The organism is Bacteroides sp. 90-K9/2 (genome assembly GCF_047310725.1).
Classification (GTDB): Bacteria; Bacteroidota; Bacteroidia; order Bacteroidales; family Bacteroidaceae; genus Bacteroides; species Bacteroides vicugnae.
In genome coordinates this window covers 1,728,864-1,745,523 of record NZ_JBCGVL010000001.1, presented here as the reverse complement: position 1 = coordinate 1,745,523, position 16,660 = coordinate 1,728,864, and the positions used below count along the sequence as shown (strand labels likewise).

Here is a 16,660-nt window from a genome sequence, read left to right as displayed (position 1 = left end):
ATGATAGTGCAGTGGTAAAAGAATATTTTTATACTCTTTGAAACAGGCCGGAGCTATTCGATTATTTTTTATTTCTTTTTAGTGGTATTCCAGCTTCTGGACGTTCATAGTATATAGTTCAATAGATATTGAGTAAAAGATTCGGATTGGTGTTTGAAGTACCACAATATTTCTTCGGTTTGTTTATTCTCTTTTTTTATTAATAGCCGGATGAATTGCTGGAAGTCCTCTGTTTTGACTAAAGTGAAAAATATGATATTATGAAAAATATATTAGTAATACTTGCAAGCGTTGTGATTTGTTTTCTGTCAGGGTGCTCGAATACAAAAGATATGTTTTCGATAGGAACTATTGAAAAGGGATTTCGTGAGATACCAGATAGTATTAGGGTGGGATGTTATTGGTATTGGATTTCCGATAATATTTCAAAGGAAGGAGTGATTAAAGATTTGCATGCTATGAAAAAGGCAGGAATCACCCGTGCGTATATTGGGAATATTGATATAGGAGGAAATTCCTACGGAGAGGTGAAGATCTTCACGCCTGAATGGTGGGAAGCCGTACATGCAGCATTAAAAACTGCGACGGAACTTGATATTGAAATAGGAATGTTTAATAGTCCGGGATGGAGTCAATCGGGAGGACCGTGGGTGAAACCGGAGCAGAGTATGCGCTATTTGGCTTCTACAGATATGCAGGTAAAAGGTCCGCAAACTCTCTCATATACAGTACCCGGATACTCGGATTCCATGCAATTGGTTCGCGTCATTGCTTATCCAACGCAGAGCGATGTGTTTAAAAAAGAATGGAAATTACAACAGAAAGGATACGAACCCGTGGCTTTTGATATGCATATCGATGAATCTCAACCAATTCGTAGCTTCACTTTTACTACAAACAACTATGTATGGACAAAAGCAGAACTGCAAGCTAAAATAGGTAATACTTATCAAACGATTCGGAAATTTGAGATAGATCGTACCAATGGCATGCGGTCTGTTGGATTCTTTGCAAATGCTCCGGTTGTTCTATCTCTTCCTGCAACAAAATCCGGAGATTTCCGTCTGTTATTGGATAGACCAATCAATTCTTATGGAGATATAGAAGCTACAGTTGTTCTTTCCTCTGCAAGAATGATAGAACGATATCCGGAACAAACTTTAGCGAAGATGTATCAACGACCTGATCCTAAGTGGGACTCATATATGTGGGCTAATCAGGATTGGTATAATGAGGCGGAAGGATTTACTATTCCACAAGATAAGGTGATAGATTTGACTGCTTCTCTTTCGTCAGGTGGGACTTTGACTTGGAATGTGCCCGCTGGTGACTGGATTGTTTCTTGTCTGGAAATGAAAACCACAGGTGTGACGAATACACCTGCTACTCCTGAGGCTACCGGACTTGAAGTGGATAAGATGAGTAAGAAACATGTCGGTGCACACTTTGACGCCTATATGGGTGAAATTCTTCGCCGTATCCCTGAAGCCGATCGTAAGAGTCTGAAGATTGTTGTACAGGATAGTTATGAGACGGGTAGTCAGAACTGGACAGATGATATGTTGGAACGTTTTAAAAAAGTTTATGGATATGATCCTCTACCTTATTTACCAGCTCTGTATGGAAAAGTCGTAGGTAATGAAGACATGTCTTCACGTTTTCTTTGGGATTTGCGTCGTTTAATTGCTGATGGTATTTCGTATGACTATGTAGGTGGACTGAGAACTATCTGCCATCAGCATGGACTTACTACCTGGTTGGAAAACTATGGGCATTGGGGATTTCCGGGTGAGTTTTTACAATATGGCGGGCAGTCGGATGAAATCAGTGGTGAGTTCTGGAGTTTTGGTGATTTGGGACTGATTGAGAACCGTTGTGCCTCTTCCTGTGGACATATTTATGGTAAGAAGCGCATCTGGGCAGAATCATGCACAAGTGGAGGCCCGAATTTTACCCATTATCCAGGCGATATGAAAGCACGTATTGACCGCTTTTTCACAGAAGGTATCAATGCTTCCTTACTTCATTTGTATATTCATCAACCTTATGAAGATCGTAATCCCGGTGTGAGTGCTTGGTTCGGAAATGATTTTCATCGTAAGAATACTTGGTTTAGCCAGATGGATCTGTTTACAAACTATTTGAGGAGAGCGAATTTTCTTTTGCAGCAGGGTACCTATGTGGCAGATGTTGCTTATTTTATCGGGGAAGATACTCCGAAGATGACGGGTTCGATAGACCCTCAATTACCCAAAGGCTACTCTTTTGATTTTATTAATAGTGAGGTGCTTTTAACGAGGGCTACTGTAAAGGATGCTTGTTTAACTCTGCCTGATGGAATGAAATACCGTTTACTGGTATTACCTAATCAAAAAAGCATGCGTCCCGAAGTGCTGAAAAAGATCAGCGAACTGGTACGTGCAGGTTTGGCTGTTTATGGTGGTGCTCCTGAATATTCTCCAAGTTTGTCTGGTTATCCTGAAGTAGATAAGGAAGTGTTGCGTATCGGTACAGAATTGTTCGCTAACAGTCATTATGGAAAAGGTAAAGTATTCCACCGAGGTATTGCTATGCAAGAAGTACTGGATACACTAAATATACATCCTGATTTCACATGTGAAAAAGATATTCCGGTTCTGTTTATACATCGAACTTTGCCGGATGCGGAAATTTATTTTGTGTCCAATCAGGATAATGAAAAAGTCGTTTTCAACGGAGAGTTCCGCGTTTCGCAGGAATTGTTTCCGCAGCTTTGGAATCCTGTAACAGGAGAGATTCGCCATTTACCTGATTTTGAAAGTAAAGAAGGAGATATATCTTTACCAATTGAGTTAGAAGGAAATGAAAGTACTTTTATAGTTTTCTGCAAAAATGATAAAACAACAGAGAAGAAAGAAAATTTTCCGATGAAAGAAATGGTTTATACGATAGATACACCTTGGAAGATAACATTTGAAGCTGGTAAACGTGGCATGGAAACACCTGTTGTTTGGTCTCACTTAAAAGATTGGATAAATTCCGATGATGATAAAATCAAATATTTCTCTGGACAGGCTGTTTATGAAACAGAATTCATATTAGAAGAACTCCCATTGAAGAATTTGTATCTTGATTTAGGCAGTGTGATGGTGATGGCTAAAGTTACTTTAAATGGACATTATGTAGGAGGTGTATGGACGTACCCATATCGTATGAATGTGACTGACTATTTGAAGAAAGGCGAGAATAAGTTGGAAATAACAGTCGTCAATAATTGGCAAAATCGCCTTATTGGTGACCAATCTCTTCCGGAAGACCTGCGTCCGACGTGGACAACTATCAATCCATGGAAAGCTGATTCACCATTGCAGTCTTCGGGTTTACTTGGACCGGTTGAAATTCAAGCTTTTGATTATGAATTTACTAAATAAACATTTAAATGAGAGGTAGAATGTCGTAATTAAAAATGGCTATCTCGTTGTTTGTAACTTAGAATACGTCATACTGTTCATACAGATAGTCTGTAATGATTCCTATTTTTTCGCAGATCCGGATACAAAAGATAAGTATCAGACAAAGATTTAATCTGCTTCTTACACTTTTATAGATTTTGCTGTGAAGGTATTGAATCCATTGAAAAAAATACATTTTTATTTAGTGGTATAATCTGTTATAATCGTTCTTACTTTATAAAATATAAATGCAGCATGATAAAAAAAACTAATAATAATGAATTTTACTGTTAACAGAGTTTATAAACGATTTATTAACCGCTATTTCTATTGTATATGAAAAGCTTATTTTATTTATTCTTACCTATTGCAGGTGTATGGTTGGTTTCATCTTGCGCTAATTTAGAGCAAATTGAAACGACAGATCTTGACCGGGAGTCTGTCTTTGCGGATAGTGCATATACGGCAGGTTTCCTTTCTCAAATTTATGTAGATGTTGGTTATGATGTTAAGCCTAATCGATACACAACTAATGCTTTCGGGGTAACGAAAGAGCATGGAGGCTTACAAACTGCTTGTGATGAGGCTGCTTATAAAGTTGTCTCTGATGTAACCAATGATGTGATGTTTGCTACCGGAACTATTAATTCGCTAAATGTATTAGAAGATGATGTTTGGAAGAAGGCGTACACTAATATCCGAAGAGTGAATTTATTTATGAAGTACGTAGATGCTGCTCCGTTACTTGAATCTACTAAGGTCCAATATAAGGCAGAAGCCCGATTCTTGCGCGCATGGTATTATGCGATGATGTTACGTCATTATGGTGGAGTGCCTTTGCTTGGTGATACCATATATGAGGTCGCAGATGATATGAAAACAAAGCGTGACACATATGCTGATTGTGTGAAATACATTGTAGATGAATGTGAATTGGCTGCGAAAGATTTGCCTATTGTGTTCAGTGGTATGGATAATGGACGTGCTACAGCTGGAGCATGTAAAGGACTGATTTCACGTATTCGTTTGTACGAAGCCAGTAAATTATTCAATGGTAGTGATTTTGGTATAGCTACTAATTGCCCCAAAGAGTTGATTGGTTATCCTGAGTATAAAGAAGAACGCTGGAAAGTGGCTGTCGATGCAGCTCTTGATGTGATAAAATTGAACCGTTATTCCATTTATATACGCCATATAGAAAGTGGTGGATATAACCAAGGAAGTGCTGAACCTGGTTGGGGATTTTATGCCATTTTCCATAACAATGACTTTGGTAAAGTGTCGGATGGTGCTAATGGAGTGACTTATCCGAATGGAACATACTGTGAAGCATTGTTCGAATGTAGACCGGGAGAAGGAAATCAGCGTGAAGCATTATTTGGACCTCCCACTTGTGGCGGGAATGGTAATGGTGGTTATATTTATCATGACTTGGTAGAACAGTTCCCTATGAAAGATGGGAAATCAATAGGACAAAGTGATAAATATCCTTATGATCCTTTGAAACCGGCAGAAGGACGTGACCCGCGTTTTGCCAACACGGTTGTTTGGAATGGTAGTGTAATGATGAGTGGAGGTGACAAAGACCACGTCGTTTATACTCATAAAGGGGAAGGATCAACTACCGATGCTTTTGGAAGCGGTACGCCAACTGGATATTATATTCGTAAATTTAGTCATCGTCAATTAGCGGGAAATTGGTTTGTAGGTACTTCTCAAGCATTTGACTTGATTCGTTATGCTGAGATTCTACTGAATTATGCAGAAGCAGCCAATGAATATTATGGTCCAGATCATGAGGATGTTTTAGGTGAGTATACTATAAGTCCTCGTAAAGTGTTGGAAAAACTTCGTGAACGTGCAGGTATCGACCCTGGACAGGATGGCAGATATGGATTGGCAGAGGGGATAGATAGGGATTATGAGAAAATGCGAGATGCTATTCGATTAGAACGTCGCATTGAGTTGGCATTCGAGGGACATCGTTTCTTTGATGTGCGCCGTTGGATGATTGCTGAGGAAACTGAGAATAAACAGATGCATGGATTCGAAATTACAAAAAGTGTGACGGAGAAGGGTAAGATAATTCCGGTGCGTAAACATACTTTCCGTAAAGCGATGTACTTCTTTCCTATTCCTTATAAAGAAACGGTGAAGTCTGAAGATTTGATACAAAATCCTTATTACGAATAATTCTAAGAAATAGAGTATAATATGAAATTAAATATACGATTTACAATGGGGGTTTTCTTTACATTGGCGATAGCTGTCAGCTCTTGCAATACATTTAAAGATGAAATAACCCCTGAAAATTATTCAGAAGTAGCTAAAAACATAAATGCCAACTGGCAATTGTCGGCTGTTTCTCGAAATGGAGTAGACATTACGGACATGATGGATTTTACGCGTTTCCATATTGTGCTGAATGAAGATAATACATACAAAATAGAAAACTATTTACCTTTTATCGTGAAAGGTAATGGTAGCTGGAGTGTAGATGATCCAATATATCCATTCCATCTTTTTTTTAAAGAAAATGGGACAGAGAAGGAAATAAAGACACTTATTGGGTTTCGAACAGTAAATGGAAAACGTCAGATGACCATCACTTTGAGTCCGGGATGTCATACAAATAAGTATATCTATACTTTTAAGCAAGTAACAGAATAATGTTTTAAGGTAATTTTATGAAAACGAATATAAAAAAAAATAGGGTTGCTTGGGTAGGCAGTAGTATTCTGATGGCTCTTGTTGTAGTCGGATGTGTTTATCTTGATAAGGTCAATATCAACCAAGGAACGGAAGAGAATCCCATTTATTGGGCAAAAGCAGGAGAAATTGCAACTTTTACTATTGATGCGCATATCGAATCAGCAGAAAATCAAACGAGGAAGTTTCTTATGGCAATCTTAGTCCCGAAAAGTTGGAATGCACGTGAGAATACAACTGTGACCTATACGGCTACTGGTAAGGAAGATGGAATAACTCCGTTTCCCATGTCACCTGTTGACCCCCAATTAGTGCCCAAAAATGTGGATGTACCTTGGGCGGAAGTATTAAGGGCTGAATATGGTGTGGGCACCAATGTCTTGAACGATATGGAATGGGTAGCCTTTAGTACGAATAAGATTTATACGATGCTTGAACATGAGAACGCTACTATTAAAATAACTTTGAAATGTAAAACCGGACCTAAAAATCTCCGTTTTAAGCCTGCTTTCTTCATTAATTTTGCAGAAGACGATTTTCCTGCAAATGACGAACACGGTATGAAATACAAGAAGTATGTACCTAGTAACGACTGCTTCGAAGTGGTAGAAGGAGTAGGAGAAGTAACTGATTTCTGTGCTTTTCACTATAATAAAGTTGAACCGCTAGCAGCATTACAAGATGACTTTGTGACATTCACTTTCCTAGGTGATACATATGACAATGAGCTTAAGAAGGCAGATGCTATCTATCTGGAAGCTATAGCATATACAGATAATGGCAATACATATGAAGTAAAAGAAAAGAGTGCAAAGACGTTGATGCCTAAGGAAGACAGTATTCTTAGTAATATCTTTAATTTAACAATTTGGCCGGCAGAATATTTTGGAATTCAAGAGGGGGAAACGATCACCCATATTGAGTACATATTCACAAATGAGGATGGTACGCTTAGTATTACGAGTACTGATGATAAAATAGCTGCGGAAGGGGGAGAGGTAGAAGGTGAGAAAGAACCTTTTATTTGCGAACTAGCCTGTGAATAAAGCCATCATGTTCTTTTTATTAATATTAAAAGATAGATAAATTATATGTATAATATAGTAACTAAAATAAGTAGACGGTTTTATTTTGTATTGCTTGCCATGGGTATGCTTTGGGGAATGATGTCTCCGAAAGTTTTTGCACAGGAAGTAGGTGGTGCTAATATTACTGGTAAGGTGGTTGACCAATACGGTAATCCGGTTCCGGATGTAACGATCACCATGAAAAATAGTGATTTTAAAGTTATAACAGGGATTGATGGTGTTTTTACATTTCAAATGAAAAAAGGAGATGTATTGCGTTTGTCACATCCGGAGTTCATTCACAAAGAAGTTAAGGTTAATAAGTTGAGGAATACAGAGCGCGTATTCAAGGTGACATTAAATGAACAATTTATTAAAAATAGGAAAACCGTTAGTGGCCCTTATGAGCCTAAAAATAAGAAAAACTATTTAGGATCTGCTGCTACTGTGTATACGGATGACTTGTCGTCTATGATGGGGACAACCATCTTACCAGCCTTGCAAGGTCGTATGGCAGGTTTGAATGTAAGTCAATATGCAGGAGCTCGTGCGCATCAGATTGCCTCTAATTCAAGAAATGATTTGGTTGGTAGCGTTCCTTTATTTGGGGAGGGATTTTATAGTGATAACACTGAATTTGGTGTCGGTTCACGTGGTAATGCTCCAATAGTAGTTGTTGATGGTATCCAGAGAGAACTATATTCACTCGACCCGGAAGCTATCGAGTCGGTATCTATACAGAAAGATGCGTTGTCATCAATGTTTTTGGGCATGCGTAGTTCGCGTGGTGCTTTACTGATTACAACTAAAGAACCTATTAATGAAGGAATCCATTTATCTTTTACGGGACGTTTTGGTGTGCAGAGTGCATTGAAAACTCCTAAACCTCTATCAGCATATCAATATGCATACTTGTTGAATGAAGCACTGCAAAATGACGGAAAAGATCCGCTTTATTCATACGATGACTTTAATAAGTTCCGTACACATTCTAGTCCATACACACATCCTGATATAAATTGGTTCGATGAAATATTGAACAAAAATGCTACTACACAGGCATATAACCTAAATGTAACAGGAGGTAATAAGGTCACACAATATTTTGTCAGTATAGGCTATCAGGGTGAAAAAGGGTTGTTTGCAAATCCCACAGATAATGATGCGCATGATACGAATTTATCATATTCACGTTATATGATTTCTTCGAAGGTGAACATCAATATTACTGATGACTTTACAGCAAAAGTAACTTTGCTTGGTCGCGTGGAAGATGGTAATCAACCTGGTGTTTCTTATGGGAGCTTATTAAATTCTATTTATAATACTCCTAATAATGCTTATCCTATTAAAAATCCAAATGGAACATGGGGGGGTAATAAAACATTTGACAATAACTTGGTGTCACAATCGATTAATTCAGGTTATATCAAGGATAGCGCGAGAGATATGGTAGGAGGCGTTAACTTGAAATATGATTTTGGTAAATTAGTGGAGGGTCTGTCGGTTCGTATGGTGGGTAATGTTTCTATTCAGAACCGTTCGTATGTTCAAAGAAGTAAACGTGCTCCGGTATATGCTTATGGATTTGATAAAGAAGGGAAAGAATTCTACACTTTGCATGGAGCCACAAATACTCAATCTAATTTCTTTAATTCTGTGACTAGTTACCAGCAAATGTATGGTCAGATTGCTGTCGACTACAATCGGCGTTTTGGAAAACATGGAGTAAAAGCTACTTTAATGAGCGACACTCGTCAAACATTGGTCAATTATGATTTACCACAGTTACCTTCCAATATTATAGGTGACGTAGCTTATGATTATGCGGAGAAATATTTTGTACAGGCTGCTTTGAGTGAAAGTTATTTCAATCGTTATGCCCCGGGTAATCGTTGGGGAACTTTCTACGCGTTTGGTCTTGGCTGGGATATAAGCAAAGAAAATTTTATGGAAGATGCTAATTGGTTGGATCAGTTAAAGATACGTGGAACATTTGGTAAGACAGGTAATGGTATGGATAACTCTGGTTATTATGGATATCGACAAACTTTTTCTAGCAACGTGGCAGCTGGTTACCCAATGGGAACAAACTTGGGTATGGGAAATCTTACAACGGAAAATACTCCGTTAGCAAATCCTTACTTGACATGGGAAAAAGCATATAAGTTGAATGTGGGAGTTGATTTATCATTATTTGGTAACCGCTTGAAACTGACTGCAGATTATTACAATGATAAATATTTTGATTTGCTTCAAAGCAGAGGCAAAAGTATCCAGTTAATTGGACAGTATTATCCGACAGAAAATATAGGTAAAGTACGTCGTTTTGGTGGAGAACTCTCTGTGACTTATCAAGACCGTGTAAGCAATTTCAATTATTATATTTCTGCTAACTGGAGTTGTGATCAAAGTAAATTGCTCTATATGGACGAACAGTATGTTCCGGAAGAGTATCTACGTCAGACGGGTCGTCCTGTAGGAGTCATGTACGGATTGGTAGCCGATGGATTCTTTACTTCCAAAGAAGAAATAGAAAATAGTCCGGTAATCGAAGGATTTGAAAATATTCAGCCAGGTGATATCAAATACAAAGACTTGAACGGTGATAAAGTGATTAATGAGTTTGACCGTACTGTGATTGGTGGTGATAAACCGTATTCTTACTTTGGAATTGATTTGGGTTTTGAGTGGAAAGGATTGGAATTCTCAATGCTTTGGCAAGGAGCTTATAACCGTGATTACTATTTAGGCGATGTCACTTTAACCGAAGGTTTCCAACAAAATGGTCAATTTTATGGTCAGGCTTATGAAAACATGTTGGGACGATGGACTCCGGAAACAGCTGAAACTGCTACGTTCCCAAGACTGACGGCTGGTGGAAATAATTATAACCGTGGTAATGGCTGGAATTCCTCTTTCTGGTTACGTTCCGGAAACTATATCCGTCTAAAAAATATAAGTTTGGGATATAACCTGCCCGATTCATTTTGTCGTAACAATTTAGGTGGTTTGCGTGTAAAACTGTTTGTCAATGGACAAAACTTGTTTACGAAGTCTGCGTGCGATTTAGTTGACCCGGAAGTTAGCTTCACAAGCTATCCGTTACAACGTTGCATTAGTACAGGTATTAATATCAGATTTTAATGAATTATTGTATGGTACGAAATAAATATTTAACATTTTTAGGTGCAGGTTTGTTGTTCATGGCTTCGGCTTGTAACGATGGATATGAGAAAGAACCGGTAGAACAATTCACACTTGATTATTTGTTTTCCAGAGTCGATTCGGCTGGTGTACAATCCAGACGATTTCTGAACAATATCTATTATGAACATTTATATAGTGGATATAATCGGGTGGGTGGTGATTTTTTGGATGCTGCTTCGGATGATGCTGTCTCCATCAACAATAATGACCCAGCTGTCTATAAATTGCTAATAGGACGCTATTCGGCATTGACTCGTGTAACAGATATGGAATGGGGGGAATATTATCAAGGAATCCGTAAAGCGAATATCTTGATTAATAATATTGACGTGGTGCCTTTCAACCTGAAATATACGAATGCGTTGGGAGAGGTAAAACCATTGAATTATACAATGAAAGCGGAAGCCCGTTTTTTGAGAGCCCACTTTTACTTTGAATTAGTGAAACGTTATGGGGGTGTAACTTTGGTGGGTGATCAAGTATACGATTTGAATGATGATATAGAGCTTCCCCGGAATACATTTGCTCAATGCGTTGATTATATTGTTCGTGAACTGGATGAAATTAAAAATGATCTTCGTTCATTACCGATATCGGATGGTGGCGACTATGCGCATGTACCAACAAAAGAAGCTTGTATGGCAATGAAAGCCAGAGTATTGTTATATGCAGCTAGTCCGTTGTTTAATGAGAGACCTATAGAACCTGGAAATGAATTGATAGGATATGCTTCTTATGATCCGGAGCGATGGAATCTGGCGGCTCAAGCAGCCAAGGAGGTGATTGATGAGTTTGGCCCTAATGGTAAAAAGACGTTGGATTTGACAGCTGATTACCGGAATATATCTACCGAATTTTATAGCTCAACAAGTAATCCTGAATTGATTTTCTTTCGTCCTATAGGTAAAGGAAAAGGTATTGAAACAGCTAATGGTCCATTGGGATTTTCCGGAAATGCGCAGGGATATGGGAACACTAATCCAACACAAAATTTAGTGGAATCATTTTTAATGAAAGATGGCAAGTCCACAGATAAAAGTAAATATACATATAATTCGAACGATCCGTATAGAGATCGTGATCCCCGTTTAGAGTTAACAGTATTGCATCATGGTTCTTCTTGGTTGAATACGCAGCTTCAAACAAATTTCGGTGGAGCGAACAATCCTTCAGGAGCCGAATATAGCCGAACTAGTTATTATATATCTAAGTTCATGAAAGATTATAAAACGAAAAGCGAGTATGATAGTGAAGCACTACACTTGTGGGTAATGTATCGTTATGGAGAGGTATTGCTAAATTATGCTGAAGCGTTGAATGAATATCAGTCGGCACCTTCACAAGATGTATATGATGCTATTATTGCATTGAGGAAACGTGCGGGTATCGATGGAGATGATAATTATGGCTTAGGAGCATTAGGGTCGATAAATAAGACTGATATGCGTAAAATTATTCAGAACGAGCGACGTGTTGAGATGGCTTTTGAAGAACAACGCTATTGGGATATCCGCCGTTGGAGAATAGCTGAAGAAGTTTTCGCGAAACCTCTGGAAGGTTTAAATATTCAAATTTCCGGTGCTATAACGACTTATAATAAGATAAATGTACTGTCTACTACGTTTAATGTGAAACGTTACTTCTATCCTATTCCGTACTCGGAAGTGATAAAGAATAAAAATATGGTTCAAAACCCGAATTGGTAATATGTTATGAAAAGAATACTTTTAATATTATTAAGTATAAATCTGTTTGCGTTTGCCTTTGGACAATCGATAACAGTAAGAGGAAAGGTTTCTTCCACTGATGGTGAACTGCTTCCGGGAGTAAATGTAAAAGTGAAGGATGCGACAATTGGTACAATTACGGATTTTGATGGTAATTATCAGTTGAAGGTGAACAAGGGAGAAGTGCTAGAGTTTACTTATATTGGCTTTAAGAAACTTACGGTGAAAATAGGAAATCAACGTGATTGGAATGTGGAGCTAACGCCAGACTTGACAAATCTTGATGAGGTGGTAGTAGTGGCTTATGGTAAAGCAAAGCGTCTTACGATGACTGGTGCTGTAAGTGGTATACAAGCACGTGAAATACGTAATGTACCGACCAGTAGCTTACAAAATGCATTAACAGGAAAGCTACCTGGATTTTTTAGCCAACAACAATCTGGACAGCCAGGTAAGGATGCTTCTGATTTCTTTATTCGTGGTGTGAGTTCATTGAATGCGGATGGCAATAAGCCGTTGATTATAGTGGACGATGTCCAGTATACGTACGATCAGTTGTCACAAATCAATGTGAACGAAATAGAAAGCATATCTATCTTGAAGGATGCTTCTACAACAGCTATCTATGGTATTAAGGGTGCTAATGGTGTATTGGTGGTGAAGACCCGAAGAGGAGAGCAAGGGAAACCTCAAATCAATGTACGTTTGGAAGGTGGTATGCAGATTCCAGTGCGTACTCCAAAATTTTTGGACTCATACAATACAGCTATTTTGGTGAATGAAGCTTATGAGAATGATGGTATGCCTAGGCCATTCTCAAAGGCAGATGTTATGGCTTTTAGGGATCATACTGATCCTTACGGACATCCGGATGTAAATTGGTATGATGAAATTTTTAAGAAAAGTGCTTTTCAGGAGAATGTGAATGTGGATATTTCCGGTGGTTCTAAGAGGTTGAAATATTTTGTTTCTGCGGGTTACTTTACACAGGATGGTATGGTGAAAGATTTTGGTACAAAGGAGAGTGGAGTGAATTCCAATTATTTCTACCGTCGTTTCAATTATCGTACTAACATTGACTTTGCTGTGACAGATAACCTGAGTATGCGTTTGGATATATCATCACGCTTTATGAATGTCAACGAACCTTGTAATATGAATGCAACAGGTGAAATTTACGATTTCTCAAAAATGCATCCTTATTCAGCTCCAGTATTGAATCCGGATGGCTCTTATGCTTATCTAAATGATACGGAAGGATATAAACCCACCTTGAATGCCCGTTTAGCAAATGAGGGATATAAGCGTACCCGTCGTAATGATAATAATATTCTGTATGGAGCTACTTGGAAAATGGATTTTTTGACACAGGGACTTTCTGCCAATTATCGCTTGGCATATTCGAGTGTAGATGAAAATCATCGTCAGGCAAACCGATCTCAATATCCTACCTATCATTACGATTCGTCGACTAATGGATATGTAATTAATCCGAATAAGGTGTATGATTATGGAACGTTTTCGGTGACCAGTGGTACGGAAAAGGCTACAAAAGACTTGAATATTCAAGCTTCGGTGAACTATGCTCGCGTATTTAACGGAGGAGATCATGATGTCAGCGCTATGTTTCTGTATAATCTTCAGACTACTACAGTAGATAGAGATGGTCTTGTATCAGCGGCTGTTCCTAGCAATTTTGAAGGATATACCTTGACAATGGGGTATAAGTATAAAAGTAAATATTTGATTGATCTCAATATGGCCTATAACGGAACTGACCGTTTTGGAAGAAAAAACCGTTTTGGATTCTTTCCTGCCGTAGGTATCGGTTATGCTATTTCGGAAGAAGATTTCTTTAAGAATGTAGATTGGCTGGCAAATAAAGTGCAACTTTTGAAAGTGAGAGCTTCTTATGGCTTGGTTGGTTCGGATGTAGCAGCGGGTAATCGTTATTTGTACGATCAAGTATATCAGAAAGGTGATGGCTACTCCTTTGGTGATTATCCAAAATTTACTGACTCTTATAAAGAGGGTGATTTGGGAACTCCTAATGCTACTTGGGAAAAGGCAAAGAAGTTTGATGTTGGTTTGGATATGAATTTTTTAAATAAGTTTTCGTTTACTATCGACTACTTCTTAGATAAGCGTTATGACCAATTGGTGACGAGAAATGACGTCCCTTTGGTTCTTGGTATCGGCTTCTCTCCAAACAATATAGCAAGGACTACTAATCAAGGTTTCGACGGTCAGATTAGCTATCAAGATCGTTTTGGTGATTTTGATTTCAATACTAACCTGGTATTTTCTTATGCAAAGAATAAGGTAGATTATAAAGCTGAAGCTCAACAAAAATATCCATGGTTGGCAGAGACCGGAAAGCCATTAAATCAACCCTTTGGTTATAAATGGATCGGGTATTATACTCCGGAAGATGTTGCAAAGATACAATCCGGTGCTTCAGATGCTCCGGCAACTCCTTACACGGATATTCCTGTACAAGCTGGTGATTTGAAATATGCCGATTTAAATAATGATGGAACGATTGATGATTATGATAAAGGTGCTATTGGTAAACCCAATTTGCCTTCTACTACTTTAGGATGGTCATTTGGTGGATATTGGCGTGGATTTAGCTTCAATGTATTGTTTCAGGGGTCATTTGATTATAGTTTTGCTATTAACGGTACAGGTATTGAGTCATTCAAGGGTCAGTTCCAGCCTATCCATACTAGTCGTTGGACATTGGAACGTTATCAGAATGGTGAAGAAATTGGTTTCCCGCGTTTGACAACCAATCCTTCTACAATTAATAGTGCCAGTACCTATATGTCTGATTTTTGGTTGATTAATGCTTGGTATATTCGTTTGAAAACAATCGATTTGGGATATCAACTTCCAAAGAAGATATTGCCGAAAGCTATAGATAATATTCGTTTCTATGTGAATGCTTACAATTTATTGACATTTACAGGTTATGATAAATATCAGCAAGACCCAGAAATTAAGACAAATACAGCAGGTGATGCATACATGAACCAACGTGTTGTGAATTTAGGTGTGCAATTGACGTTCTAATTAACTGATAAAAGATATAGTTATGAATAAACATAAAGTTGGAAAAATCTTATTGCTCTCTTTGTTATGTGGAGCATTTGAGGCTTGCGACAAATTTGAAGCCTTTCCTTTGGAATATAAGAACAGCCCGCAGGATGATGCGGTGGAGAATGTATTGAATAATATAGATCCAACCTGGGAATTGGAATTATTAGAGCGGAACGACTATGTGGTATCTTTTAAAGATAAAAAATACGATAAGTTGTTTACTCGTACTTTAGGATGGAATGGAGGTGATGGAGTGTTAACGACGCAGTTGCCTGATGGAAACACATTTTGGTCATTTAATGATAGCTTCTATGGAGTTGTAGATGGAGAAACTCGGTCACGTGATGGAAATAAAGTAAATTTCCCTCGTAACACTATTATGGTGCAGACACCTGGTGATAAAGAAGAAAATCTTATTTGGTTAGCCGATTTTGTTCAAACAACCGATCCTAATGCTCCGCGCTATTATCAGGCACGTACTCATATTCGTCATCCTAAAGCTAGCAGATCTGAAGCACAGATACAGGAAGGGGAGATCGATCAAGATTGGTTATATTGGGCTGGTGATGCTACTGTGTATAATAATCAATTACAAGTTCTTTGGAATGGAGTGGATAATACAGATAATGAACATCTGATGAGACATGAAGGTATTTGTTTGGCTACTTATAGCTTGGAAGGAAAACCGGGTGATGAAAGCTATTTGAAACTCATTAGTGCAAATCATCATTTTAATGATGCTGATGTCTATGGATACGGTTCTACTTTGTATGAAGATGAAGACGGGCATATTTATTTGTATGGTTCATATAATTATGATATAATAGTTGCGCGTACGGCTACACATAGTTTAGATAGTCCATGGGAATATTATGTATGCAATGAGGATGGAGAATATTCTTGGCAAAACACTTATCCAACTCAAGAACAGGTTGCTCTTTCCAAAATTCAAGAAACGGATTGCAGTATGCCTTGGGTTTTTAAAAAAGGAGATAGTTACTACATGGTGGCACAAGCTAAATGGTTTGGGCATGAAATGTATATTTTCCGAAGTGATAAACCTTATGGACCTTTTACAGATCGCAAAACATTGTTTGGATTCCCCAATACTTTAGATAAACTAGGGGTACAGACTTATGGCAATTTGTATATGGTAAATTTGCATCCTCATTTATCACGGGCAGGTGAATTAGTGTTTTCTACAAATACAGATCCGGCTGATGGTTTTGGTGGTAACTTTAATGCAGTGGGTAGTGCAGATCTTTATCGTCCTTACTTTTATCGTGTATATAATTGGGAGAAACTTTATGAAGAGTAAGGCTAAACTGTAGTAAATAATCGAAAGAACCATTTCTAGTGAAAAGAGGAATGGTTCTTTTTTATTCTTTTAAAGGTTACATATTAGTGGTAAATG

Annotated in this window: 8 protein-coding genes; all 8 read left to right on the top strand. The window is 38.0% G+C overall.

Annotated features, from left to right (window positions below):
* Positions 1-260: 260 nt before the first annotated feature.
* The gene (locus AAHJ11_RS06575) at positions 261-3,410 is read left to right on the top strand and encodes a glycosyl hydrolase (protein ID WP_320949119.1); all 3,150 of its coding nucleotides are present in this window, start codon (positions 261-263) and stop codon (positions 3,408-3,410) included.
* Between the two features lie 357 nt (positions 3,411-3,767).
* Entirely contained in the window at positions 3,768-5,624 is a 1,857-nt protein-coding gene (locus AAHJ11_RS06570; RefSeq protein ID WP_234132313.1) for a RagB/SusD family nutrient uptake outer membrane protein, read from the top strand.
* A 21-nt stretch (positions 5,625-5,645) separates the two neighbouring features.
* Positions 5,646-6,101, top strand: a complete 456-nt coding sequence (locus tag AAHJ11_RS06565; protein ID WP_234132312.1) for a DUF5004 domain-containing protein — start codon at positions 5,646-5,648, stop codon at positions 6,099-6,101.
* Positions 6,102-6,118: 17 nt separating this feature from the next.
* Positions 6,119-7,186 carry a DUF4961 domain-containing protein gene (locus AAHJ11_RS06560; RefSeq protein WP_297284882.1) on the top strand — a complete coding sequence of 356 codons (1,068 nt, stop codon included), beginning with the start codon at positions 6,119-6,121 and terminating at the stop codon, positions 7,184-7,186.
* Positions 7,187-7,231: 45 nt separating this feature from the next.
* Entirely contained in the window at positions 7,232-10,354 is a 3,123-nt protein-coding gene (locus tag AAHJ11_RS06555) for a SusC/RagA family TonB-linked outer membrane protein (RefSeq protein WP_234132310.1), read from the top strand.
* A gap of 11 nt (positions 10,355-10,365) precedes the next feature.
* Positions 10,366-12,123 (top strand): RagB/SusD family nutrient uptake outer membrane protein, encoded by a 1,758-nt coding sequence (locus AAHJ11_RS06550; protein ID WP_234132309.1) that lies wholly within the window; start codon positions 10,366-10,368, stop codon positions 12,121-12,123.
* A gap of 6 nt (positions 12,124-12,129) precedes the next feature.
* Positions 12,130-15,219, top strand: coding sequence for a SusC/RagA family TonB-linked outer membrane protein (locus AAHJ11_RS06545; protein WP_413579205.1), 3,090 nt, complete (start codon positions 12,130-12,132; stop codon positions 15,217-15,219).
* A 22-nt stretch (positions 15,220-15,241) separates the two neighbouring features.
* Positions 15,242-16,564 carry a DUF5005 domain-containing protein gene (locus AAHJ11_RS06540; protein WP_320982957.1) on the top strand — a complete coding sequence of 441 codons (1,323 nt, stop codon included), beginning with the start codon at positions 15,242-15,244 and terminating at the stop codon, positions 16,562-16,564.
* Positions 16,565-16,660 lie beyond the last annotated feature (96 nt).